24 protein-coding genes and 1 pseudogene are annotated in these 23547 nt (G+C 62.3%); 15 read left to right on the forward strand and 10 right to left on the reverse strand.

Annotated elements, in window-relative coordinates; genetic code table 11:
• Nucleotides 1-35 precede the first annotated feature (35 nt).
• Nucleotides 36-593 (reverse strand): hypothetical protein, encoded by a 558-nt coding sequence (locus CXZ05_RS23190; RefSeq protein WP_176156945.1) that lies wholly within the window; start codon nucleotides 591-593, stop codon nucleotides 36-38.
• Nucleotides 590-814, reverse strand: a complete 225-nt coding sequence (locus CXZ05_RS23195) for a hypothetical protein (RefSeq protein WP_176156946.1) — start codon at nucleotides 812-814, stop codon at nucleotides 590-592. The genes CXZ05_RS23190 and CXZ05_RS23195 overlap by 4 nt, the downstream gene beginning before the upstream one ends.
• A gap of 1149 nt (nucleotides 815-1963) precedes the next feature.
• Here CXZ05_RS23195 and CXZ05_RS19705 point away from each other — a divergent pair.
• The 5 genes from CXZ05_RS19705 to CXZ05_RS23200 all read left to right on the forward strand — a co-directional run bounded on the left by CXZ05_RS19705 (nucleotide 1964) and on the right by CXZ05_RS23200 (nucleotide 6856).
• The gene (locus CXZ05_RS19705) at nucleotides 1964-3424 is read left to right on the forward strand and encodes an aldehyde dehydrogenase (protein ID WP_079599007.1); all 1461 of its coding nucleotides are present in this window, start codon (nucleotides 1964-1966) and stop codon (nucleotides 3422-3424) included.
• 38 nt (nucleotides 3425-3462) lie between these two features.
• Nucleotides 3463-4578, forward strand: coding sequence for an NAD(P)-dependent alcohol dehydrogenase (locus CXZ05_RS19710; RefSeq protein WP_079599008.1), 1116 nt, complete (start codon nucleotides 3463-3465; stop codon nucleotides 4576-4578).
• A gap of 264 nt (nucleotides 4579-4842) precedes the next feature.
• Nucleotides 4843-5115 carry a hypothetical protein gene (locus tag CXZ05_RS19715; RefSeq protein ID WP_079599009.1) on the forward strand — a complete coding sequence of 91 codons (273 nt, stop codon included), beginning with the start codon at nucleotides 4843-4845 and terminating at the stop codon, nucleotides 5113-5115.
• A gap of 186 nt (nucleotides 5116-5301) precedes the next feature.
• The gene (locus CXZ05_RS19720; protein ID WP_079599010.1) at nucleotides 5302-6282 is read left to right on the forward strand and encodes a zinc-binding dehydrogenase; all 981 of its coding nucleotides are present in this window, start codon (nucleotides 5302-5304) and stop codon (nucleotides 6280-6282) included.
• Nucleotides 6283-6586: 304 nt separating this feature from the next.
• Entirely contained in the window at nucleotides 6587-6856 is a 270-nt protein-coding gene (locus CXZ05_RS23200; RefSeq protein ID WP_079599011.1) for a hypothetical protein, read from the forward strand.
• 153 nt (nucleotides 6857-7009) lie between these two features.
• On the opposite strand, the gene CXZ05_RS19730 is transcribed toward CXZ05_RS23200, so the two are convergent.
• The 4 genes from CXZ05_RS19730 to CXZ05_RS19745 all read right to left on the reverse strand — a co-directional run bounded on the left by CXZ05_RS19730 (nucleotide 7010) and on the right by CXZ05_RS19745 (nucleotide 11629).
• Nucleotides 7010-8044 carry a DUF4192 domain-containing protein gene (locus tag CXZ05_RS19730; protein ID WP_102974183.1) on the reverse strand — a complete coding sequence of 345 codons (1035 nt, stop codon included), beginning with the start codon at nucleotides 8042-8044 and terminating at the stop codon, nucleotides 7010-7012.
• Between the two features lie 631 nt (nucleotides 8045-8675).
• Nucleotides 8676-10088: an MFS transporter gene (locus tag CXZ05_RS19735; protein ID WP_102974184.1), complete on the reverse strand. Its 1413-nt coding sequence runs from the start codon at nucleotides 10086-10088 to the stop codon at nucleotides 8676-8678.
• Nucleotides 10089-10436: 348 nt separating this feature from the next.
• Complete coding sequence (locus tag CXZ05_RS19740) at nucleotides 10437-10985, reverse strand: AAA family ATPase (protein ID WP_079599119.1); 549 nt, start codon at nucleotides 10983-10985, stop codon at nucleotides 10437-10439.
• A complete protein-coding gene (locus tag CXZ05_RS19745; RefSeq protein ID WP_079599120.1) occupies nucleotides 10982-11629 on the reverse strand; it encodes a bifunctional 4-hydroxy-2-oxoglutarate aldolase/2-dehydro-3-deoxy-phosphogluconate aldolase in 648 nt (215 codons plus the stop codon). Before CXZ05_RS19745 ends, CXZ05_RS19740 begins: the two co-directional genes overlap by 4 nt.
• A gap of 143 nt (nucleotides 11630-11772) precedes the next feature.
• Here CXZ05_RS19745 and CXZ05_RS19750 point away from each other — a divergent pair, with 143 nt between their 5' ends.
• The 7 genes and pseudogenes from CXZ05_RS19750 to CXZ05_RS19780 all read left to right on the forward strand — a co-directional run bounded on the left by CXZ05_RS19750 (nucleotide 11773) and on the right by CXZ05_RS19780 (nucleotide 17550).
• The gene (locus CXZ05_RS19750; protein WP_079599121.1) at nucleotides 11773-12753 is read left to right on the forward strand and encodes a Gfo/Idh/MocA family protein; all 981 of its coding nucleotides are present in this window, start codon (nucleotides 11773-11775) and stop codon (nucleotides 12751-12753) included.
• Nucleotides 12746-13741 (forward strand): LacI family DNA-binding transcriptional regulator, encoded by a 996-nt coding sequence (locus CXZ05_RS19755; RefSeq protein WP_102974185.1) that lies wholly within the window; start codon nucleotides 12746-12748, stop codon nucleotides 13739-13741. Before CXZ05_RS19750 ends, CXZ05_RS19755 begins: the two co-directional genes overlap by 8 nt.
• Entirely contained in the window at nucleotides 13738-14322 is a 585-nt protein-coding gene (locus tag CXZ05_RS19760) for a VOC family protein (protein WP_102974186.1), read from the forward strand. The genes CXZ05_RS19755 and CXZ05_RS19760 overlap by 4 nt, the downstream gene beginning before the upstream one ends.
• Nucleotides 14319-15224: a sugar phosphate isomerase/epimerase gene (locus tag CXZ05_RS19765; protein ID WP_254865668.1), complete on the forward strand. Its 906-nt coding sequence runs from the start codon at nucleotides 14319-14321 to the stop codon at nucleotides 15222-15224. Before CXZ05_RS19760 ends, CXZ05_RS19765 begins: the two co-directional genes overlap by 4 nt.
• Nucleotides 15221-16219, forward strand: a complete 999-nt coding sequence (locus CXZ05_RS19770) for a Gfo/Idh/MocA family protein (protein WP_102974187.1) — start codon at nucleotides 15221-15223, stop codon at nucleotides 16217-16219. The genes CXZ05_RS19765 and CXZ05_RS19770 overlap by 4 nt, the downstream gene beginning before the upstream one ends.
• 159 nt (nucleotides 16220-16378) lie before the next feature.
• Nucleotides 16379-16474: pseudogene (locus CXZ05_RS19775) on the forward strand (SDR family NAD(P)-dependent oxidoreductase); the annotation flags it as partial.
• Between the two features lie 74 nt (nucleotides 16475-16548).
• On the forward strand, nucleotides 16549-17550 hold the full coding sequence (locus CXZ05_RS19780; RefSeq protein WP_254865669.1) for a shikimate dehydrogenase: 1002 nt from the start codon (nucleotides 16549-16551) through the stop codon (nucleotides 17548-17550).
• A gap of 618 nt (nucleotides 17551-18168) precedes the next feature.
• On the opposite strand, the gene CXZ05_RS19785 is transcribed toward CXZ05_RS19780, so the two are convergent.
• Genes CXZ05_RS19785 through CXZ05_RS19800 form a run of 4 tightly spaced genes read right to left on the reverse strand, consistent with a single transcriptional unit; the run spans nucleotide 18169 to nucleotide 21201 of the window.
• A complete protein-coding gene (locus CXZ05_RS19785; RefSeq protein WP_079599125.1) occupies nucleotides 18169-18843 on the reverse strand; it encodes a 3-oxoacid CoA-transferase subunit B in 675 nt (224 codons plus the stop codon).
• Nucleotide 18844: 1 nt separating this feature from the next.
• A complete protein-coding gene (locus tag CXZ05_RS19790) occupies nucleotides 18845-19531 on the reverse strand; it encodes a 3-oxoacid CoA-transferase subunit A (RefSeq protein ID WP_079599126.1) in 687 nt (228 codons plus the stop codon).
• A gap of 3 nt (nucleotides 19532-19534) precedes the next feature.
• Nucleotides 19535-20767, reverse strand: coding sequence for a thiolase family protein (locus CXZ05_RS19795; protein WP_079599127.1), 1233 nt, complete (start codon nucleotides 20765-20767; stop codon nucleotides 19535-19537).
• A gap of 38 nt (nucleotides 20768-20805) precedes the next feature.
• Nucleotides 20806-21201: a nuclear transport factor 2 family protein gene (locus tag CXZ05_RS19800; protein ID WP_079599128.1), complete on the reverse strand. Its 396-nt coding sequence runs from the start codon at nucleotides 21199-21201 to the stop codon at nucleotides 20806-20808.
• Between the two features lie 519 nt (nucleotides 21202-21720).
• Between CXZ05_RS19800 and CXZ05_RS23775 the strand changes: the two genes are divergently transcribed.
• From CXZ05_RS23775 to CXZ05_RS19815, 3 genes are all read left to right on the forward strand, one after another.
• Nucleotides 21721-22011, forward strand: coding sequence for an SDR family oxidoreductase (locus CXZ05_RS23775; RefSeq protein ID WP_368483736.1), 291 nt, complete (start codon nucleotides 21721-21723; stop codon nucleotides 22009-22011).
• A gap of 139 nt (nucleotides 22012-22150) precedes the next feature.
• The gene (locus CXZ05_RS19810) at nucleotides 22151-22951 is read left to right on the forward strand and encodes an SDR family NAD(P)-dependent oxidoreductase (protein ID WP_079599130.1); all 801 of its coding nucleotides are present in this window, start codon (nucleotides 22151-22153) and stop codon (nucleotides 22949-22951) included.
• Between the two features lie 34 nt (nucleotides 22952-22985).
• Nucleotides 22986-23420, forward strand: coding sequence for a nuclear transport factor 2 family protein (locus CXZ05_RS19815; protein WP_079599131.1), 435 nt, complete (start codon nucleotides 22986-22988; stop codon nucleotides 23418-23420).
• Nucleotides 23421-23547 lie beyond the last annotated feature (127 nt).

A 23547-nucleotide genomic window follows, 5' to 3' on the forward strand; every position in this document is an offset into this window, starting at 1 on the left:
CGGGCCTTTATGCGGCGACGGCCGGCAGTTCAGGTTCACCTCCCGGCCGCGAGCCAAACCGGGTTATCCCGCTCCCTGTTGCACCATCTTTGCTGGACAGTAATGTCTTTGAGAAGTATGAGCCGGTCCACGGCAGCAGGCCTGGCTGTCATAAATGAGGCAACAGCCTGGGAGAGACGTTCCTTAGCTTCCAAGGGATCCTGGGTCTTTCCCGTAGCTATCCACGGGCTGCAGTAACAGTTCGTGCAGAAATTCAGGGCCGCCCAGATTGTGTGCACGCCGATATCGAGCAACTTCCGCTCACCGACGTCCGTGGTCACCCAGACGAATCCGTTTTCGGGAAACGTCATGTCAACGCGCCCGGTCCACAAGGCCCCGGTTTCAGGATCCCTGACAGCGATGCGGTGGCCAAGGGCGAGGGACAGGAAGACGTCAGTTTCGCATTCTGTCAGAGACTCTTTCAACCCGTACCTCGAGCCTGCGTCCAGAGTCGCCCTGCGCAGGGAACAGCCGTCCCCGCGGGCGGCGGGGCAGATCAGGTTAAACAGGCTGCCGGCCGGTGCGCCGGAGAGACCGCTCTGCCGTCCGTTCATCGCAGCTCGGTCTCCCACCTTTCGAGTGTCACACCGCGTGGAACGTCGCTGTCCAGGCGCGCTTCATAGCGGCCCGGGGCGAGCCGGGTCACCAAGATACCGACCTGTTCAGCCCTCGCCGCCGGTTTCAGGAGATGCACCGCTTCATCCAGGGCGGCGTCTAGTTCTTTTCGGGTGTGAACGGCGACGACGAGACAACGGGTTGTTGTGTGCATGGTCATTAATCCTTACTCTGAGGGCGCTGCGGTGGTCAGTACTTTGGGACACGCAGATGTCTTGGCGTGGAGGGACGAGCGGCAGCCCGCCGGCGTGATCAAACCAAGGCCAAATCCCTGCGATCCCGGCGGAACCCAGGGAACCAGGCTGCCGGCTGAAGAAGGGGCAGGACCGCCGAACGCCAGAACGACGGCAGTCTGCTCCCGAGCCCAGTGAGGTAGCTTCACAACATCTTCCAGGGATCGCTGAATCCAGGTGAGGGCGGCCAAGTCATCGGAGCTTTGGGCCGGGTCGATTGAAACGCCTTCAGGAGCGCAGCCCGGCGGCTGATCCTGCCGGAAAGGTTGAGGATCAATGCCGGAATCATGGCCAGGGATTCACCCGCGACAGGTCCGCGAAAGCTCCCTTTCCATCCCCACAGTCGGTGGCTGAGACCGTGAGGTCCAGGCCGGAGGTACATGTGTGCTCCTGTAGTGATTGACGCGGGGCAGGGGAGTAAGCGCTATGCGGATGGTGCAGGGTGTCGCTTGCCGGGACCCCTCGGCGTTTCCTCAACGGCCAGGACAACGGCCCAGGTCAGAACTCATGGGAACGCACCGATATGCGTCGATTCGGCCGGCACGATCGACTCGGATGGAACAGCAATCTTCTGCGTCCGCCCGGTATCCGGGCAGGAGTGGGAGGTGCCCGTCGTGTTTCCGTGGAATGTGAGCCAAGCAACATCAAGACATAGCGTCTTCGCTTTTCAACAGGTTGTCATTATGCCCGAACGTATCCATCCGCCAATATCAGCGCTCTGCGGCTGGCACGATTGGCGAAGGCATCGCATTGGTCTGCCTATTGTGTTTCCCGCCACTTTATGACATCTTGTCTATGGTAATTGACGCAGCGTCGAGTTTTTGGGCCCCAATCGGGGCGGGGAAGAACATTCACGGCATCACCTTCTCGCTCGGCCGCTCGTCATTCCACTGACCGAACGAAGGAGTTCGATATCAGTCCCAAGTTGTCTTTCGATGGCCCGCCGGTAAGCGCCAGCCTTAAGCGGCCTAGATTCCCGAGAGATACTCCAGCCTGTCGCCACTTCTGACCCTTGGTCTCATTGCCGCAGAATCCTCTCCACATCATCATTTCCACACGACATTCCAGGAGCCACCATGACCACCACCGCACCAGCCGGGTTTTTTATTGATAATGATTGGGCCGCTCCGTCCACGCCGCGGCGAATCAACATCATCGAGGCGAGCACCGGCGATATCGTAACTTCAGTCCCAGAAGCGGCTGAGCCGGACGTTGACGCTGCGGTCCAGGCAGCACGGCGTGCATTCGATAGTTCCGAGTGGTCGGCGTGGACTGCGGAAGATCGGGCGAAGGCGATCTACTCCCTTGCTGACGCCCTCGAGGCGCGGGGCGGTGCCACTGCCCAAGCGGTCAGTACTCAGAACGGTATGCCGATTTCGGTCTCCTCGGCTACCGAAGCAGTCTTTCCGGCCCTCTTGTTGCGTTACTACGCGGACCTTGCGGCGGCGCAGCCCGCGGAGGAACGCCGGAGCAGCTTTGTCGGCGGGACCACCCTGGTGCGCCGTGAACCCATCGGGGTTGTCGCCGCGATTGTGCCTTGGAACTTCCCTCAGTCGTTGACCTTTTTCAAGCTTGCCCCGTTGCTTGCTGCAGGGTGCACCGTTGTCCTCAAGCCCTCACCCGAGACCGTTCTGGACTCATACGTGCTTGCTGAGGCCATTGCCGAATCCGATATCCCTGCGGGTGTAATCAACATTGTGCCCGGTGGCCGCGAGATAGGCGCCTACCTCGTTGCGCACCCGGGTATCGATAAAGTCTCCTTCACCGGATCGACTGCCGCCGGACGTGCCATCGGCGAGACTTGCGGACGGCTTATCCGTCCGGTCACCCTTGAACTCGGCGGCAAATCGGCGTCGATCATCCTCGATGACGCCGACCTTGCATCCTCGCTGGAGCAGTTCTTTGACGCCACTCTAATGAATAACGGCCAAACCTGTTTCCTGGGCACACGCGTACTCGCGCCTAGGAGCCGCTATAGCGAGACGGTGGACATACTCACCGACTTCGCCCGTTCACTAACCGTCGGCAACGCACTGGACCCGGCCACCCAGATTGGCCCGCTGGCCACGGCTACGCAGCAGCAGCGGGTTCAAAAGTATATTGAGCGAGGCGTTGCAGACGGTGGCCGTATCACCACCGGCGGAGGCAGGCCGGCCGGCCTGGATTCGGGGTGGTTCGTTGAGCCCACCATTTTTGACAACGTAAACAACTCCCACACCATCGCGCGTGAGGAAATATTCGGTCCCGTACTGGCGGTGATTCCCTACGGCGACGTAGACGAGGCGGTCAAGATAGCCAACGACTCGGACTTTGGCCTCGGCGGTACGGTATGGACCAGCGATCAGCAGCGCGGACTGGATGTCGCACGTCGTGTGAAGACCGGCAGCATCGGGATCAACAATTATGTCCTAGACATATGCTCCCCGTTCGGCGGTATCAAAGGAAGCGGGCTTGGTCGCGAGCTTGGACCGGAGGGATTGGCCGCTTACCAGCAGACCAAGTCCATTTATCTCCCCGCAAGTGACACCACGGTCTGACACTTCATCCCCCTAATAGAAAGACAATCAGGTAGAGCATGAAAATTCACGCAGCCGTACTTCGCAGTGAAGACAAACCGTTGGACATCGAAGAACTTGAGCTGGCCGACCCGGCACTGGATCAGGTTTTGGTCCGTATTGTTGGCGCCGGTCACTGCCACACAGATGTCTTGCCGCGCGCTGGAGCCGGTGACACTCCCCCAATTGCGTTTGGCACGCCCCCCATCGTGCTGGGCCATGAAGGAGCCGGCGTCATTGAGGCGGTGGGCGCGGGGGTAACCACGGTCGCCGTCGGAGACCATGTGGTGTTGAGCTTTGACTCCTGCGGAAAGTGCCACAACTGTCGCGACGCCCACCCGGCATATTGCGACACGTTCCTGGCCCGGAACCTGGGCGGCCACGGAATCGACGGATCCACTCCGCTCACCGACGACACGGGAAGCGTGGTGGCGAGCCGCTGGTTCGGTCAATCGTCGTTTGCCACGCACTCACTCGTAGACGCAAAAAACGTCGTCGTGGTAGACAAGGACCTTCCCCTGGAGCTGCTCGGACCCCTCGGATGTGGGGTGCAGACCGGCGCGGGCTCCGTTCTCGAAGTCTTGGATGTTCGTACGGGAGAAGGCATCGTCGTAGTCGGAGTCGGCGCCGTCGGGCTGTCCGCCATTATGGCAGCCAAAGTCGCCGGCGCTCATCCGATCATCGCCGTGGACCTTAACCCTGTGCGACTCGACCTCGCGCGGGAACTTGGCGCCACGCATACCATCACAGCCGGTACCGGAAATCTCACTGAGCAAATCCGCGCAATTGCCCCTGCCGGCGTCCGCTACGGACTGGACACCACCGGCCTGCCCCACGTCATCGCGGCCACTCTTGACGCCCTCGCACTGCGTGGCACCCTGGGTATGGTAGGCGTCCAGCAAGGTGATCTGGCAATCGCACCATTGGCGTTGACGGCTGGCCGGACACTCACCGGCATTCTCGAAGGCGACGTGAACCCGCAGACGTTCATTCCTCGCCTCATCACGCTATGGCAGGCCGGCAAGTTCCCCTTCGACCGGCTCATCACCACCCTTCCACTCTCGGAAATCAATTCCGCCGAGGAGCGTGTCCTCGCCGGAGAGATCGTCAAACCGGTACTTCTACCCGGCGCCTAACAGCAAGCCGGGCTGAGCAGCCGGAGGCCCTTGCCCAAAAAACAGGCAAGGTGCCGCACGGACGCAGTCGTCAGGGTGCCTCGTGCAGCTTTCCGAGACCGAGGCACCCTGAAGAGGTAGTGCAGACGCTCACCTGCAGATTCCCGCTGTAGCAATACCCAGGTTTCGGGTGTTGTCGCACTACATCTACAAGAAGCTACGACAGCCAGATTCACAAACCCAAGCTGCGGCAGTGCACCTGCGCTGAACAAAAGGAGACCTCTGATGCCTAGTTACCGCCACGAGGATTGGAACCAGTTGGTTGGCGCCTTTGTGGAAGTTCGAAAGGGCAAACGTAGTCTCAGACGTGGATTCGTTGACGACGCCATGCCAGATTCTTCTGCCATATGGCTTTCTGCCGATGGATTCGACGGCAGGACTTTTGTTGACAAGGCAGAAGGCTATGAAGTCTGGGTTGAACCCCAGCAGCTGGAGGGCGAGGTTGCTTACCGCATGACGTCATCCGCCCTGCACGGAATAAGCGCAGAAACACAGTGAGGCAAAGCAGTTCGCCACGAAACGCTCGATGTTCAAGTCCAAAATCCACCGAACGACAGTTACCTAAGCGGATCTGCACTACATAGGGTCCGTCACCTGGACCTGGACCTGCTCGATGCTGCCGACTCCTTCTGGGTGAACTAGCGGCGAAATAGCCACGAACTAAAACTAAGGAAGCAAACAGCCATGACGAACAAGGGATGGTTATTTAGCGAGTTCCAGCAGCCTCTAAGCCTGGTTGACGTGGGGGACCCCCAGCCCGGGCCTCGGCAGGTAGTCGTTGACGTGGCGGCAGCTGGGCTCTGTCACTCAGACCTCGGGATCATCGATGGTTCCGGCGCCGCTTGGATTTCGCAGCGACCCATTGTCCTGGGGCACGAAGTCGCAGGCGTCATCAGCGAGCTCGGCGCGGAGGTTACTGATTTCGAGATTGGTGATCGCGTCGCCGTCGCCCTGATTTCGCATCCGGTGGGCTTCAGAGGCCCGATCGCCCCTGGGCTGTCCCGAAATGGTGGGTTCGAACAGCACGCTGTCGCCGATGACATTGAACTGGTGAAGTTGCCGGACAATGTTTCCATGGTGCAGGGTGCGGCTGCCACAGACTCGGTCACGACCGCTTACCACGCAGTCGTGACGACCGGCGGGATCACCCAAGGCACCGTCGTCGGGGTCATTGGCACGGGTGGCCTCGGGCTGAACGCCGTCCAGATAGCCCGATACTTGGGTGGCGTAGTCCATGCCGTGGATATCAACCAAGCCGCCAGGCAGCGGGCACTCGAACTCGGAGCCACGTCCGTTCACGCCGCCGTCACAGAACTCGAACCATTCGAGCCCGAGGTCGTGCTCGACTTCGCGGGGGTCGGCCAGACCACCGCCGATGCCGTCGCAGTGGTTCGCCCGGGCGGCCGTGTGGTTCTGGTTGGACTTGGCAAGACCGAGGCGACCATCTCCACGAACGCGTTGATCCTCAAGAACGTCAGTCTCGTTGGATCACTCGGGGGGAGCAAGGAGGACCTCCAACGGGTCCTTGAGTTGATCTCAACAGGAGCCATCGACAACGTCATAACCGAAGTCGCGTTTCACCAAGTACCGGACGCTGTGGACATGCTGTCAGAAGGCAGGATAACCGGACGCCTCGTTGTAAGGGTCAATCCTGACATCACATGAGTGGCACGATCGCTGTGTGCTGAGCACATCATCCTGAAAGATCCTGGGGGGCGAAACCTGGTCACCACGCCCCTAGTCAATTAGCTTCCCTTCCACAGATGCCTAAACGAACACACCACCGACGCCAGGTACCAGTCGGCCGTCTCCATGTTGCGCGTACTCTCGGGCAAGACGACTTTCAAAACATCGCTGTCAGCGGGAGAGGAAGGCATTGAAAGCCGCTTGCGGTGAAGAGTCACTGTGGATTAGCAAGAGTTAGCGCAGCAGTTCCTGGCCCAAGCCAGGGAGCAGGGCAACGACCCTGATGGATACCTGGAAGGTCCGGCACGGCCCGAGCGCGGGGAGCGTCATCGCTGACTCCTGGCGGAGGGATCTCCGGCAGGTCATCCAGCTGGGGTGTCTGGTCCACGACGTAGCCGGTGGCCGCCAGCGCGCCCTGGTGGAGGAAAGCGGCGACCTTGAAAAAGCGAGGCGGGATGTCCACGCCCCTGTATACCGGGTCGCCGGCGCCGAAGACCGGTCAGGTGAACGCGACGACCCGCTGGCCGTTCTCCGCGCGTTCTCCTGCAGGTAGGACTCACCTGGGCGTAACGCCCGGCGATTCCCTGCGCTTCGACGACTGAACTAGTCCCGAAGACCCCTTTTCATAGGTACTCCCTTGGCAGTTTTGAAGAGCCCACAGTGGACCTTCTGTTAACCTGCGCCAACGCGGCCAGTCCGAAGTGGCTTACGGGAGGTCGTAGGGCAGTGTTTTGTATGCGGTGTTCTTGTTCATGTTCCAGCCTGCGACCAGGCCTGAGCCGATCATTTGGTCGCTGAGGCGGGCGAGTCGGTAGGCGGGGTCGGTGTCGAGGGCGAGTTGGAGGAATTGGTGGGCTTTGCTGCCTCTGCCTTCCCACCAGTTGATGTAGCCAATGGCCGTCAGAATGGGGGCTGCGTGCTCGGCGCTGGTGCGAGTGTAGGCGTGCAGGAGCAGTTGTTGTGCCCATTCGATGCGTGACCATTTCGGGGCGGCTTCGGTTTGGGCGAACAGGATTTGTTGCATGGGCTCGTTCATTCCTGGGATATCGGCGATGAGCCGGTCGCGGATCGCCGGGAACTGCAGGTGGGCGACCAGTGCGTGGCAGTCATCGTCGTTGGGGAAGGTCTTGGAGTCGAGCATGTTGGCCCAGAGTTTCCGGCCTTGCTGGAGCGCGGTGTCGGTTGGTAGGGCGGCGATGGAGTCTATGTGGTGTTCGACGGCGGCCGCTTTGGCTGCTGCCTGGCCGGTGGTGGGGAGGGTGATCCGGTCAGTGGGTTCGATGTAGCTGCCGCGGTAGATGAATTCGGCGTTGATCGCGCTGGTCTGGGTGGAGTTGACGGGCAGGGCGAGGTTGGTGCCGGGTTCGCCGTCGTAGGGGGAGAAGGTTTCGTCGCCGACGAAGAGTCCGTCCCGGATCGTGATGCCCTGTTCGGCGAGGACGCCGGTGAGCGCTGCGATGGTGCCGGCGTGGGGTCTGGCCTGTCCGTGCTGCGCTGTTTCGTTGGTGTAGACGGAGAAGATGATGGACGTCGCGTTGGTGTCGCTGGTGAGGTAGTGGGCGACGGTGCGTGCGTAGGGGAGTTCCTGTCCGGGTTGGCGGGGCAGGTCGATCCGGAGGGTGGCGCCGATGCTGTTCTCGTTGAGGGTGATGCAGACGAGGCTTTCCTGGGGCCAGAAGCCCAGGGTGTGCCCGATGAAGCTGAGCACATCTGATGGTGTTGTGATCGTGAGCTTTTCCATGATCCCGTGTTTCCCTTCACCCTTTGTGTTGCCGTGATTTTCTGCGGTTGTTGGTTGTGGGCGTCGTTCTGGTAGGGGACCAGCCGCTGGGTTGAGGGGCCGGAGTGCAACTTGGGGGACCGGCGCCGGGGGCGAAAACTTCATCCGGGGCCAATGGTTCGGTCTTTCAGTGCAGAAGTTTTCGGTTCCGGGGTCGGCGCGGTAGCGCCCTGGTTGCGCCGAGGTCCCGCCCAGCGATCATGGGGCATATCAGAATGACAAGCAGCGATGGAACTTCCACTTGTCTATCGAAGCGGAGGAGTGAAGCGGCATGACTTCGCCATCAGCAATGGTTCCGTTCGCGGGGCGCCGCCTTCCGAGCGGAAACCCATGTCGGGGACGTTTGGCAAGCAGGGAAAACGCGATGTGACCCAGCATTGGGAAGCGTCAGGTTTGGATCCAAGAAACCATCGCGGGGAAATGAAAATCCCACCCCTCCTGAACGGCTCCGGAGCTCCTGCCTGACGTCAGCTTGGGATGTACTCCAAAGGCACCTGGGAGAAAGTTTCGTGTTTCCTCTTAAGGGGAAAGCCCTCGACCGGAGCGGGTCGAGGGCTTTCCTCATGTGCAGTGTTGTGGAGGGGATTGAGGTCTACGGTTTAGAACCATTCGCCTGGGTCCCGCCGTGTGGAGTCTCGAAGAGCAGGTGCTCGCCTTCCAGCACTTCGCGGTCTGCCGGTGCGACGGTGGCACGCGCGCCCTTGCTGCCGGTCTCGGGGAGAGTGAAGTAGACGATGAGGGAGAGGGTGACAATGGCGATCATGTAGTACGCAACGAACATGGGCTGTCCGGCACCGACGAAGGCAGCGGCGATAAGTGGTGCGGTGCCACCGAAGACGGCGATCACGATCTGGTGCGCGAAACCGATGCCTGCTACCCGGACTGAGGCCGGGAACAGCTCGGCCTGGATTGTCGGGTAGACCGCCTGCCAGATTCCGAGAACCACCCACCCGGACGCTGAGACAAGAACGTAGACCCAGAAGCCTGGCTGGTTCAGCAGCAGAAGCAACGGGTAGAAGAGTACGATCATGCCGATGGCGCCGATGATGGGGAAGATCTTGCGGCGGCCGAGGCGGTCCGAAAGGTATCCACAGACCGGCACGATGACCACGAGCAAGACCAGCCCGATAACGCTCCCGGCCAGGGTGGAGGACAGGTCCCGGCCGGTGGTCAGCTTGGCGTAGGTGGGGAGGAAGGTGGCCCAGGTGTAGTAGGCCACGGCCGGGGCAGAGAGTGCCGCCGCCTGGAGCAGAGCCTTCGGGTGTTCGCGGAGCAGGTCCTTCAGGCGCGCCCAGGCGGACTTTTGATCGACGAGGGCAGCTGCCTCAAACTCAGGGGTCTCATCCGAGCGGGCCCGCAGGATGAGACCGGCGACGCCGAGGACGCCGCCGATGACGAACGGGATTCGCCAACCCCAGGCTGCGAGTTCGGCGGGAGCAAAGGATGCTGTCACGATTGCGGCCGAACCGGTCGCTGCGAGGGTCGCAAGGCCGCTTGCCATGTTGGAGAACGAGCCGAACAGGCCCCTCCGGTTAGCGGGAGCGTGTTCGACCATGAACGCGATGGCGCTTTGCTGCTCGGTGCCGGCCGAGATTCCCTGGAGGATGCGTGCAACCAGGAAGAGAACAGGTGCTGCGTAGCCGATCGTCGCGAATGAAGGGGTAAGGCCGATGATCAGAGAGCCGAGCGCCATCCCGGAGATGGACAGCGTCAGGATGAGCCGGCGGCCGTAGCGGTCGGCCAGCGGCGAAATGATGATTCCGCTGAGCGGGCGTATAACAAAACCGACCGCATAGGTGAGCAGCGCTGCGACAAGAGACGCAAACGGGTTCTCACTTGGGAATATCTGTCCCGCGAACACTGCTGCCAGCAGCCCGTAGATGTACCAGTCGTACCACTCCACAAAGTGGCCGATCGTTCCGGCCACCATGTTGACGGAGCGCCGGGGCGGCTCGGGCACTTCCGGAAGGCCCGAGCTGTCGAGCGCATCTTTTGAGGTCTTCATTGAACTCTCCATACTTTCACGTTTTGCTGAGGAGGGGTTACGGATTGAACCGGAGGCAATCGGTCCTTCGGCTTGTCACCGGAACGAATAAGATCGATTGCTGAGATCGGTTGCAGAGATCGGTTGCAACAACACTAAGGGCGACGAAAGAGACTTGTCAACGTCTTTTTGTGAGCGGCGTCGCAGGTTCGGGCATTGCCGCCTCCAGGGGAGGGCAAGCCCTTTGTGCAGTGGAGGCAGACGTGTTGCCTCGGTCGATTTAGGGGTGGTAGCGCCCATTCATGCTGCGGGCTGTAAGAACGGCCCGCGAGAAACTGATTAAAATGAGCTGTTCTGGCGGTTGGGCCGTCACCCCTCTGCCGGAAGGGGTGTCTCGTTGTTGAAGTCCAGGTACTGCACACCGGACCACGCGCATTCCAAACTTCCGTAGACGGACCAGTACTCATCCCAATGGGAAAGTTTCCACTGGTCCCGTTCCAAGCCGCGGCGGGTTAGCCGGTCCCGCAGAAGGTCCTGGGGAACCCTCACCCGCACCACCGTGGTCGCAGAAGCTGGCCAATGGAACTTTTCTGCCGCGCGCGTCAGAAAATCCGGTTCATCGAAGTAGGCCCCGAAAGGGGCATCGAGCACGACCGAGCGGCCCAGGCGAAGATTCGCCCCGGCGACGTCCATAAGTGTCTCGTACTCGAGGGGAAGCAGGTTGTCGCGATAGTAGTCGTTGGATTCCCGGTCGGTGGGGTCGTGTCCGGTTGCCTTCAGCGCGAACTCGACGAAGCGTCCGCATACGCGGTCCTTGTCCAGGTATGCCGCGTTGTGTTCCTTTGCTGTTTTCTGCGCGACCGTCGTTTTCCCTGAGCCGGCCGGGCCAATAACGATATAGACGCTGGGGATCGTCATCGGCGGGCCTCTGCCACGGCTGACAGGAACTCCTCGGCGGCTTTGGTGACGAGGGTAAAGTCGCCGTCCGGCTGCCATGCTTTTGTCACGTAGCTGCCGACGCCGACACCTGCTACGCCTGCCGCGAACCATTCGCCGACGTTCTCTACGGTCACGCCGCCTGCCGGCATGATCGGCAGGTGTGCGAGCGGGGCGAGAACGGACTTGGCATAGGGGATTCCGCCGGCTTCGGTGGGGAAGAGCTTGAGGATGTCAGCGCCGGCCTCGGCGGAGTTGACTAGCTCGGTCGGTGTGTAGGCCCCGCTAATAGTGGGTACCTGGTACCGGTTTGCTGTCCGGATCATTGCCGGATTCAGCTGGGGACTCACCAGGAATTCAGCCCCGGCGCGGATGCACTCGTAGGCCGAGTGCTCGTCCAGCACCGTTCCGGCCCCGATCGCTACTCCATTGGCCCCATGCCTGGCGGAGAGGCGGCGGATTACATCGACGGCACCCGGGATCGAAAGTGTGATTTCAAGGGCGCGGAAGCCTCCGGCGATGGCAGCTTCGGCAACGCGTTCTGCCAGGTCAGCGTTCTCGAGGCGGACGATGAGGACGGCGCCGGATTCGTCGATGGTCTGCAGGGTGCGAAGTTTCTTGTACATGGGTGCCTTTCTTGGGGCCCAAGCGTGTTGATGCTCCTTGTTGCCTGGGCCACTGTTGAAGTGTCGTTGACAAACTTTCCCACCATCCATACTGTTATTGCAACCGATCTCAGCAACCGATCTCATACAAGGGGGTATCGCGGTTGACTTACGAACGCACAATCATTCTTGGTGCTTCCCATTGGCACACTCCGCTGTACGCAAATGCCATCGCTGAAGTGCACCAGGTCGTCGGTGTCAGTGACGACGACGTGTCCCTCGTGCAGGGGTTGGCTGATGGCTGGGGAGCGCCGGTGGAAGCTGACTGGCGGAAGCTGGTTGACCTTCCCGATGTTGGCCTTGCCTACGTTTTTGGCCCGCACGATGGTATGGCGGAGAAGTGTCATGCCCTGATCGAACGCGGTATCCCGTTCGTGGTGGAAAAGCCGCTGGGAACGTCCCTTGCCGAACTATCTGCAGTGCGCAAAGCGGCCGATGCAGCCGGTGTGCCCGCCACCGTCCCACTCATCCAGCGGGACGGCCCCACCGACCGGTGGCTCGCCAAAGCCGGCCGGCCGACATATCAGCGGACCTCATTTATTGCCGGACCGCCGTCCCGCTACCTCAATAACGGCAATCCGTGGATGCTGGACCCGGCCAAGGCCGGCGGAGGGTGCCTGGCGAACCTGGGCCCACACTTCGTGGACCTGTTCCTGCAGGGCTGTAACGAGACCTCTGTTCGTGTGCAGTCCCGGCTTTCGTCAACGTTGCACGGCGGAGACGTGGAGGACCACGCCAGTCTCATCATCACTACGCCCGAGGGACGGGAAGCCATCGTGGAGGTCGGATACGCCTTCCCGGGCTCCCCGCTGAAGCGTTACTGCAGCTACACGTCGGTCGGTGAGGCAGGACACGCCTCCGTTGACTCCGATGGTTCTGCCACCTTCACCGCCCTGGACGGGACAAGCGAGTCCGCCACGATCAACGTGGACAGCGACCCGCTCTACGATCCGTTCGTGCGGCGGGTCGCCCAGACGCTGGAAGATGGATTCCAGGGCTTGCCTACGCTGGCCCAGCTCGAAGACGTCATGCGCCCCATTTGGCAGGCCTATGACGACCAGCACGGAGGAAGAGAACATGCCTGATCTGAGTATCGACGTCGTCGCGAAAGCCGCCGGTGTCCACCGGTCCACGGTCTCCCGGGCATTCTCCCGCCCGGAAGCGGTGAAAAGTGAAACCCGCGAGCACATCCTCCGTGTCGCCGAGGGGCTCGGCTACACGATGAGTCCACTCGCCCAGGCGCTCCGCAAAAAGACCAGCACCTTCATCCCGCTGATCGTCCCTGACATCACCAACCCGTTCTTTGCAGAACTGGCCAAGACGATGACACAGGCCGCCGATGAGCGCGGCTACCAGCTGCTGCTCTGCGTCACCAACGGGGACCCTGCCAAGACCGAGGGATACTTCATCGCCATGCAGGCCATGTATGCCCCCTTCGGGATCGTCGCACCCTCTACAAAGGTCGACACCGAGGCGCTGAAACGCTTCGACTTCGGCCACAAAGTCGTCGTGATCGACCGGGTGGAAGGCGACGATGCGGTCCCAACGGTCACCGTCGACAGCCGCCGCGGAATCATGCTCGCACTGGACCACCTGCATGCACTGGGGCACACGTCGATCGGCTACGTATCCGGCATCGCCGGAACGCACACCGCCCAGGACCGGATGGACGCGTACCTGGAACTGTCCGCCGAGAGCGGCAGCGCACCAGTCGTGCTGGACAGCGGGTCGGATCTGGATGCGGGCACGCGCGGGGCAGAGCATTTCCTCGAGATGGAGAAACCCCCAACGGCCATCATCGCGGCAAACGACATGGTCGCCTTCGCGGTCATCTCCGCCCTCGGCAAAAGCGGAGTGCGCGTACCCGAGGACGTGTCCGTCATCGGTTTCGACGGCCTGGCACTGGGCGCCCGGTTCAACCCTCCCCTGACCACCATCCGGCAACCCATCGCCGACATGGGACACATCGCCATCGAACTGGCCGAGAAGCAGAACATCGACGGCTCCGTGGACCACATCGTCCTCGAACCTGAACTACTGGTCCGTGCCTCCACTTCAGGACCACGCAAATGACCGCGCAGACTAACGGCGCCCCCGCAGAAACACTCCGGCGGCTGCCGGGACTCCAGCACACGGACCACGTCGGCCTGACCGTCCCCAACCTCGAGGAAGGTATCCGGTTCTTCGTCGACGTGCTCGGGGCCGAGGAACTGTACCGCTCCGAACGCGGGCCGGACGAAGAATTCATGCCCACAAACTTCAACGTACCGGCAGATGCGAAACTAACGCTCGCCATGCTCCGCCTGCCCCCGAACCTCAATATTGAACTCTTCGAGTGGAGCAGCGCTGAGCGGCGCGACACCCCGCCACGGCACTGCGATGCCGGCGGACACCACCTGTGCTTCGTCGTGGACGACGTCGACGAAGCGATCGCCGTGCTGCAGGAAACCCCCGGGGTGCGGGTGCTCGGTGAGCGCAAAGAAGTCGCAGGCGACAGCCCGCGCGTAGCCGGCAACCGCTGGACCTACTTCCTCACCCCCTGGGGCCTGCTGATGGAGATCGTCGACCGGTCCCGCGTCGCCGCCCCACCCCGGCTGGTCGGTCCTGCGGACTGGGCAGCAGCTACAAACACTTCCAGAAAGGACAACCAATGATGCGGCTTGCAGGTCACACACTCGGAACCCCGGACCACACGGTTCCCCAAGCACTGGCGCTCTTCAAAGCCGCCGGCCTCGACGCCGCGGAGGTCATCTACCAGGACGACTACCTGTCAGGGTTACCTCTGGGAGACCGGCGCGCCGCGATGGAGGCGTTGAAGGCTTCCGACAGCGAAGGCGTGCCGATCGCAGGTCTTACGCCCTACACGACAGCCATCAACTCCCTCGATGACGTGGAGTGGCGCGGCGCGGTCGATGAATTCCGCGGTGCCATTGAAACCGCGCACATGGTCGGGGCTGACCGGGTCCGTGTCTACGCCGGGTCCTGGCATGCCGGGGACTCCGACCATGCCCGGCGGTGGGCAAGACTCGTGGATGCGCTGCAAACCCTTGCACCGGAAGCTGAACAGGCAGGTGTGCGGCTGTGCGTTGAGAATCACTTCGGCACAATGACCCAGTCCGCGGCCGAGACCGCAGCCCTGGTCCGCGAAGTCGCGCACCCGGCCATCCGCGTTCTATACGATCAAGCGAACCTGACATTCACCCACGACGAAAAGTTCGAACAGGCCCTCGCTGTTCAAGGCGACCTGATCGGCCACGTGCATGTGAAGGACCTTGTCTTCACCGATCCCAACGCAGCGTTCCGCGCAACCGAAACAGCCCGGGTTAACGCTTCCGAGCGGGCCGTACGGTCCCGCGTCGTGGGAAGCGGCGTCGTTCCCTGGCCCCAAATTCTCTCCGGGCTGGTGCAGCACGGCTACGACGACGTGCTCAGCATCGAACTTGAATACCGCTGGCACCGGCAAGACCTTCCCAAGCCCGAGGACGGATTCAGGGAATCAGCCGACGTCCTGCGCGCCATGCTCTCTGATCCCGCCCAGGTAAGGAACGCCCGATGAACACCAACCGCCTCCGCGTCGGCGTCATCGGCGCCGGAAACATCGCAACCATTGCCCAGCTGCCCACACTCGTCCAGCGCGACGACGTTGAGCTGGCCGCCCTGGTGTCCCGCCGTAAGGATCCGGGCAGCCTGGTCCGACGCTGGGGCTTCGGCTCCGCCTACAAGTCGGTCGAGGACATGCTGGATGCGCAGGACCTGGACGCAGTCTTCGTCCTCACACCCCGCTCCGAACACGCCCACGCGGTCCAACTATGCCTGAGCCGCGACGTCGACGTGTTCTGCGAAAAGCCCCTGGCCCCGGCAACCGAAGAAGCCGAGCGTCTGGCCGACCTCGCCGACGAGCGCGGGCGCATCCTGATGGTTGACTTCAACCGCCGCTACGCCCCCGTTTACACCGCCGGCCGTGAGCTGTTTGGCACGAAAGGCGCTACCTTCTGCGTCGCACAAAAGAACCGCCCCGGATCCGAATACCGTGCAACGTTCGAGAACGCCATCCATATGGTCGACCTGCTCCGCTGGTACTGCGGCGGCGAACCAGTGGACGTGGCCGCACACGCCGCCGGTGATGACCCCTGGGAAGAAGACGGCGTCGCAGCCATGATCCGCTTCAGCACCGGCAACACCGGAGTGCTCATCGCAGCCCGGACAGCAGGTGCCTGGAGTGAAAAACTCGACGCCTACGGCGACGGCAAGACCGTGGAAGTCAGGGCACCGGAAACCGTCTCGACCACGGTCAAGGGAGTCACCACCTCGCGCGAGCTCAGCGCCGAGGCCTACGGCTGGGCCACAGCGACCGATACGCTCGGCTTCTCCGCCGCCGTCCACCATTTCCTGGACCGGGTCGCCGACAGGGCCCAGCCACTGACCTCCGGTCGCGAAGCCGTCCATACCCAGCGGCTGCTCGACCGGATCCTCGCCGCCTCCGGACTGCCCACAGAAGAACAAGAAGGCCGGCAATGGGCAAGCCACGCCACCAGCGCGAACAACAGCTAGTCAGCACCGGCACGTACGCCACCCTGGACCGGGGGATTGCAGACAACAGGCTTCAACGGTGCGGCAGAAGGTCGGGCACGGAGCGACGCCCACTGAAGCAGCCGCGCCCGGAGCCATGGCACACCCTTTGGGAAACACCTCAAGTAAGGACCTAGAAAGATGAAACGAGCAGACCAAGTCGTTCTGGTGACCGGATCAAGTGGCGGAATCGGCGATGCAGTCGTCAGCGCACTCACAGCCGAAGGGGCCCTCGTCATAGGTGCCGACCGTGGCCTGAAGGAGGGCCAGGAACTGGCCGGCTTCTTGTCATCGAAGTCGTCCAGGTCCGCGTGGCTCCCGATATCTTGCAGGACAGGCTGCGCAGGCGAGGCCTCGAGCGCGACCCTGTCAAGCTCGCACACTGGGACGAGTACTGGGCTGAGCACGGCGACCAAGTCTGCTCCTGGACAGATGTTCCAGTGACGGGGCTGGGTGCACCGCGCAAACGGGCGAACCCGATGATCAGCGGAACGACGACGCTCATCGCGCACCTGGGATATCCCACGCACACGTTCAAGTCGTCTCTGATCTGCAACCCATGGTTTGAAACGCACGCGATCGATGCAGTCGTCGTCCCCATGGGGATCAAACCGGAGGACTACCGCGGCTTCTTCCGCTCCGTCTTCACGCTAACCAACATCCGAGGTGCGCTTGTCACCATGCCGCACAAGGTGGTCACCATGAACCTCGTCGACGAGGTCAGCCCAACTGCCCAGATCGCCGGTGCCACCAATGCCGTCCTCAGGCGAGATGACGGATCACTGTTGGCCGAGCAGTTCGACGGAGCAGGCTTCGTCCGCGGCGCCCTGCGCAAAGGATTCGACCCTCACGGCAAGCGGGCCCTGGTCGTCGGCAACGGCGGCGTGGGCTCGCCGATCGCCGCCTCACTGGCCGGCCTCGGACTTGCCGGCATCGGCTTGTTCGACCCTGATACAGGTGCCTCCGATGGGCTCGCCCAGCGCATCAGCGCGCACTACCCTGACGTGCAGATCGCCGTGGGGTCCAATGATCCCGAGGGCTACGACCTGATCGTCAACGCCACCCCGCTCGGCATGAGGGACGGTGACCCCATGCCTGTCGACATCGACCGGATCACCCCCGGCTCCTATGTCGGGGACGTCGTGCTGAAGGCCGGAATGACCCCATTCCTGCAGGCCGCCAAGCAGAAGGGATGCACAGTTCAGGTGGGCAGCGACATGCTGTTCGAGATGATCCCCGCTTACCTCGAGTTCTTCGGATTCGGCACTGCGACAGCCGAAGAACTGCGCACAACAGCGCAATTGCCCTTATGAAGAAAGGCTTCCGTGACGATGAGGTGGTTGTGAGTCGACCCAAGGCATCCCTCAACGATAAAGATCCTTTGCGGCATGACCGCGCGAAGCCGGCCTCGGTTGGCCACCCCGATAGTGGTGGCTTACTCCGTTCGGGCGATCGTCCTTATTTGCATTTCTCGGAGGGGGCACGCGCCGCTCTCACGCGCTGGTATCAGAATAGAGCGAAATTCCGCTTCCCTGACAGTGGCTCCATGATGTTCTCAGAATCCACCCTGACCAGTCACCGGAAGTTCGAAACACGGAAAGTCCATGGAGTTGCACACCTTATGAAGTCCATTTCGGGCAGTGGGCGACCACGTCACCTGATGTAGCTGGTCGGACGTCGGAGAACAACCCAGAGCTCCACCCCACAGGCCGAGTCCTCCCACGTCAGGCCGCTCCGACGTCAGGTTTGGTTGTGCCCTTTATGGACGAACGTCACGGCCAGCGTAGGTGTCTCCCGCCTTTCCGCGTTCGGGTCCTACCGCGGGAAACGCCGTACGGAGATCGCCCGGGGCCAGCAGTTCAAGAAACTCAACTTCCATGCGTGACAAACCCACTTTGCAATGTAAGTTCCTTCCGTACACGGGGTCCGCTTTAGACGGCTGCGGCGGCCTTCAGCGGGACGGGCACGAGTTCCTGGAGCTCCTCCAGGGTGCAGCCGAAGGTTTCGCGGACCTGGACGCCGTCAGGACCGGTGAGGAAGACGGCTTTGTCCGTGTACACGCGGGTGACGCAGCCGACGCCGGTGAGCGGGTAGGTGCAGGAGTCCACGATCTTAGATGCGCCTTCGCGGGTGAGCAGGGTCATCATGACGAAGACGTCCTTCGCGCCGGTGGCGAGGTCCATGGCCCCTCCGACGGCGGGGATCGCCCCGGGTGCGCCGGTGTGCCAGTTGGCGAGGTCGCCGGTGGCGGAGACCTGGAACGCGCCGAGGACGCAGATGTCCAGGTGCCCGCCGCGCATGATGGCGAACGAGTCCGCGTGGTGGAAGTAGGAGGCACCGGGGAGTTCGGTCACGGGGATCTTGCCGGCATTGATGAGGTCGCCGTCGATCTGGTCGCCTTCGGCTGCAGGGCCCATGCCGAGCATGCCGTTCTCGGTGTGGAGGGTGATGTCCTGTTCCGCCGTGAGGTAGTTGGACACCAGCGTGGGCTGGCCAATACCGAGGTTCACGAAGGAGCCCGGGGCGATGTCCTTGGCCACGAGGCGGGCGAGGTCGTCGCGGCCCATGGGGGTTGCGGAGGTCTGGATGGATGTTGCGGTGCTCATCTCAAGCCACCTTTCCTGCTGCAGCGGCCGCGGGTACCCGGACCACCGTGTTGACGTAGATCCCGGGAGTCACCACGTTTTCCGGGTCCAGCGAGCCGGTGGGCACCACGTCGGAGACCTGCACGATGGTGTGCTTCGCCGCGGCGGCCATGATTGGGCCGAAGTTCCGGGCCGTCTTGCGGTAGACGAGGTTGCCTTTGCCGTCGGCTTTGAGGGCCTTGACCAGGGCGACGTCGGCGTGGATGGGCGTCTCGAACACCTGGCCGCGGCCGTCGATGATCCGGGTTTCCTTGCCTTCGGCCAGCATGGTGCCGTAGCCGGTGGGGGTGAAGAACCCGCCGATCCCGGCGCCGGCCGCGCGGATGCGTTCGGCCAGGTTGCCCTGCGGCACCAGCTCCAGCTCGATTTCGCCGGCCTTGTATTTGGCGTCGAAGTGCCACGAATCTGACTGCCGCGGGAAGGAGCAGATCATCTTCCGTACCCGGCCTTCCTTGATCAGCAGTGCCAGGCCCTGGTCGCCCTGGCCGGCGTTGTTGTTCACCACAGTCAGGTCCGTTGCCCCGCACTCGAGCAGCGCGTCGATCAGTTCGAACGGCTGCCCGGCGTTGCCGAACCCGCCGATCATCACGGTGGAACCGTCCTTGATGCCGGACACCGCCTCCTGGACGAAATCAACAAAAGTCAGCATGTCCTAGCCCTTCCCTGTGCTGGCGCCTGCGGAGGTGGTAACGTTTTCGAGCACCACGGCCAGGCCCTGCCCAACGCCGATGCAGATCGCCGCGACACCCCAGCGGTCCCCGGAGGCCTGGAGGGACCGGGCGAGGGTGCCGAGGATCCGGGTTCCGGAGGCGCCGAGGGGGTGGCCCATCGCGATGGCGCCGCCGTGACGGTTCACGATTGACGGATCGATGCCCCAGGCGTTGATGCAGGCCAGGGACTGCGCGGCAAAGGCTTCGTTAAGTTCGACGGCGCCCACCTGGTCCCAGCCAATGCTTGCCTTGGCGAGCGCTTTATTCGCTGCCTCCACCGGGGCGTACCCGAAAAACTGCGGATCGTTCGCGTGCGCACCCCGCCCGGCGATGCGGGCCAAAGGGTCCAGGCCCAGCAGCCCGGCGGCAGCCTCGGACCCGATCCAGGCCGCGGAGGCGCCGTCGGACAGCGGGGACGCGTTGCCCGCCGTGACGGTGCCGCCTGCTCCGGCGCCCTCGGGCTCGTAACGGAACACGGTCTTCAAGGCGGCGAGCTTCTCGGCGGTGGAGCCGGGACGGATGCCCTCGTCCCGGACCAGGTCGGTGCCGGGCACCGGTGCCACGAGGTTGTCGTAGAACCCCTCGTCCCACGCCGCGGCGGACAGGTTGTGTGATTTCGCGGCGAACTCGTCCTGGGCCTGCCGGGTGACCTTGTACTTCTCGCGGAGCCGTTCGGTGGCCTCACCCAGGGAAATGGTCCACTCCTTCGGCATGGCCTTGTTCACCAGCCGCCAGCCCAGCGTCGTGGAAGCCAGGGCCAGGTCCCCGGCCGGGTACGGCTTCTCCGTCTTCGGCAGCACCCAGGGGGCGCGGGACATCGATTCCGCCCCGCCCACCAGCATCAACTCGGCGTCCCCGGCGTTGATCTGCCGCGAGGCGATAATCGCCGCGTCCAGGGACGACCCGCAGAGCCGGTTCACCGTGGTCCCCGGAATCGAGACCGGCAAACCGGCGAGCAGTGTGCCCATCCGGGCGATGTTCCGGTTCTCCTCGCCGGCGCCGTTGGCGTTGCCGAAGACCACCTCATCGATCCGCTCCGGATCCAATGCCGGGGCCCGCTTCACGGACTCCCTGATCACATGCGCGGCAAGGTCATCCGGGCGGACGGCAGCGAGGCCGGAACCGAATTTCCCGAAAGGGGTGCGCACGGCGTCGTACACAAAAGCCTGATTCATGGTTCTTCCTTTGTTGACGCGAACAGTGGTTTAGGGGTTTAGGCTGCCGCAGGTTTACGGGGAGTCGGCTGGTACGCCAGGAACTTCCAGGTCTCACCCTCTTTGATCCATACCGAGAGTGCGCTGTTGGCAAGTGTTTTCTGGGTTCCGTTGACGGTGAGGTCCGCGTTCATTTGCCCCAGTACAAGTGCGGTGTCCCCAATTAGGACGATGTCTTCTATGGGGTGGTCGATCCGGTGGTACCTGTAGAAGCCTTTGCGAAGCTTCTCCAGGTAACTGCTCAGCGTGTCACGGTCACCCAGTGAATGGGTGTACACCAGACGGTGGTGGCACAGGTCTTCGAACGCGTCGTAGTCACCGTCGACTACAGCTTGATAGCGCTTTGCTTCCAAAGTTTCGATTTTGTTTTTCTCGGCTGCAGTGACGTTATCCACGGAGCACTCTCCTTGCTTAAATGTTGGGGACGATCGGACGCCACGAGTCGGAGCCGGCCCTGCTGCCCAGGCCGAACGTTGCTTCTTCACGACGTTGGGCCGGGCCGGGTGCCGGCGAAGGCAATCTTGGGCTGCTAATCTGGCCGATCCTGATTCAAAGGTAAATGACGGCTGGCATCCCGTCAACTAATAGTTGACAGCGTGCGCTGAACGGGCGGCGCTCCGGAACCCAATTCCCTCACTTCATCGTCGATGAGCAAGCAGATTCTGCAAGATCTCGCGGGTTTAACACCTTCTAAATGCTCGCTGCATCGCACTTCCGCGGGCGAGTTTGGGTTTACACGTGAGGGGGGCAGTTGTCACCTTCTACTTGACATTTGTGTGTTGGATCACTTAGCGTCGTCCTGGAACCAATAAAACCGGAATGAGGTTAACGTGGTCCTTAATACCGAGGTCCTGCTTGTCTGTAAACAGGATCAGCAAAGCTTCGGCGGGGGGAATGCGCTCGACCAAGTTTCTGTGACCAGCGTGGATGCCCATTTCGCGGAGCAGCAGCTGGCGTCCTATGCATCCTCCAAGGCTGCCGCCACCGGAGCTGTCCGTGCAATCGCCCTGGACTATGCCCACGCGGGTATGCAGTTTAAACTTCTGGCCCCGGGACCGATACGGGGCCGGACTGTTTTGAACGGCATCTGGCCTCGGCCCCAGCGACCCGGAAATATTACCTGGCCACCGGACAGGCCAGGCAGCCCCCGGACGCATCACCGAAGCGGACGAAGTTACCCACTCGGCACTGTTCCTACTCTCTAAGGAGTCATCAGTAGTCTTCGGCACCACATTCATCGCCGACGGGGCCTGAGGACAGGTTTCGATTTCAGGACCGGGACCGAGGGTTCCTCCTGCCCACCACAACTAAGCACTGCAATAGCGCACCCGAAAGGTACATCTCATGGAACTGGAACTGACCGGCAAGAAGGCCATCGTGACAGGTGCCGCCCAGGGCATCGGGCGAGCGACCGCTCTTCTGCTGACCGCCGAAGGGGCTACTGTGGCAGCCCTGGACATCGACAAATTGGCTCTCACCGAGCTCGAAGAATTGGCGGCGGACAATCCAGGCCGGATTGTCCCGTCCGTCGTGGACTTCACCAACGGGCAGGCCACGACCAACGCCGTCGCTGAGGCCATCAGCCAGCTCGGCGGCCTCGACCTGTTGATCAACAACGTTGGATCCGGGGCGGTCCGGACCTTCGAGCAGATCTCAGATGAAGACTGGCAGCGGACGATGGAGCTGAACTTTATGAGCTACGTGCGGACCATCCGCGCCGCACTGCCTTCACTCCGCGAATCGTCGGCGCCCTGCATCGTGAACAATGCATCTGATCTGGCCCGCCAGCCCGAAGCGCAGCCTGTTGACTACTCGGCAAGTAAGGCGGCAGTGCTGGCGCTGACGAAGTCCATTGCCCGCGCCGAGGGTCCCAAGATTCGGGTCAACGCCGTGGCACCAGGCCCCATCTGGACGCCGTTCTGGACCAAGCCCGGCGGGTTCGCAGACACGCTCGCCACCGTGCACGGCATGGACCCACAGGCGGCTGTCGAACACGAAATGAAGCTCCGCCAGCTTCCCTTGGAACGGCTTGGCACCCCGGAGGAAGTAGCCCGCATTATCGCGTTGCTCTGCAGCCCGGTCACCAGCTTCGTCACTGGCTCCGTGTGGGGCGTAGACGGCGGCAGCATCCGTGGACTCATCTAAGCTCCAGCCTGCCCAGGGCCGGAAGGAGCATCTCGTGCCCGATCGCCATTCAGACGAACAGCACATCCTGTCCCTGGAAGATCTTCGATACGAGGCCGTGCTCAGCTCAGATTTTGATGCCTTCGCGGAGCTCTGCCACGAGGAGCTCGTCTATGCGCATTCGAACGGCGAACGCGATGATCTGCGCGGCTACGTGGACAAGTGCCGGCAGGGCGTGTACGTCTACCACCGGATCGATCATCCTGTCGATCAGGTAAAGATACTCGGCGATATAGCCCTCGTCCTGGGTGAGATGCAGGCCGAACTGACCATCCGGGGGACGCGTACAGAACTGGACAACAGCGCCTTGGCCGTGTGGATCCGTGTGGGTACATCCTGGAAGCTGCTGGCCTACCAGCCGACACCGAAGCCCGTGAAGGCTGCCCTCGGGCAGAGAGGCCCAACCGCCTCAGCGGGCTCAACACCCTAGAGGGCTCCAGAACCGCAAAGCAGAAGAGTGCCGGCGACACCTGTCGCCGGCACTTTTTGCGTCTACCATCCGTCTGCATCCGCCCATACGAGTTGGCATCTCAGTTTGTACTCTCAAGGTTGACACA

Origin of the sequence: Arthrobacter sp. AFG20, assembly GCF_002892795.1 — a bacterium.
Taxonomy (GTDB): Bacteria; Actinomycetota; Actinomycetes; order Actinomycetales; family Micrococcaceae; genus Arthrobacter.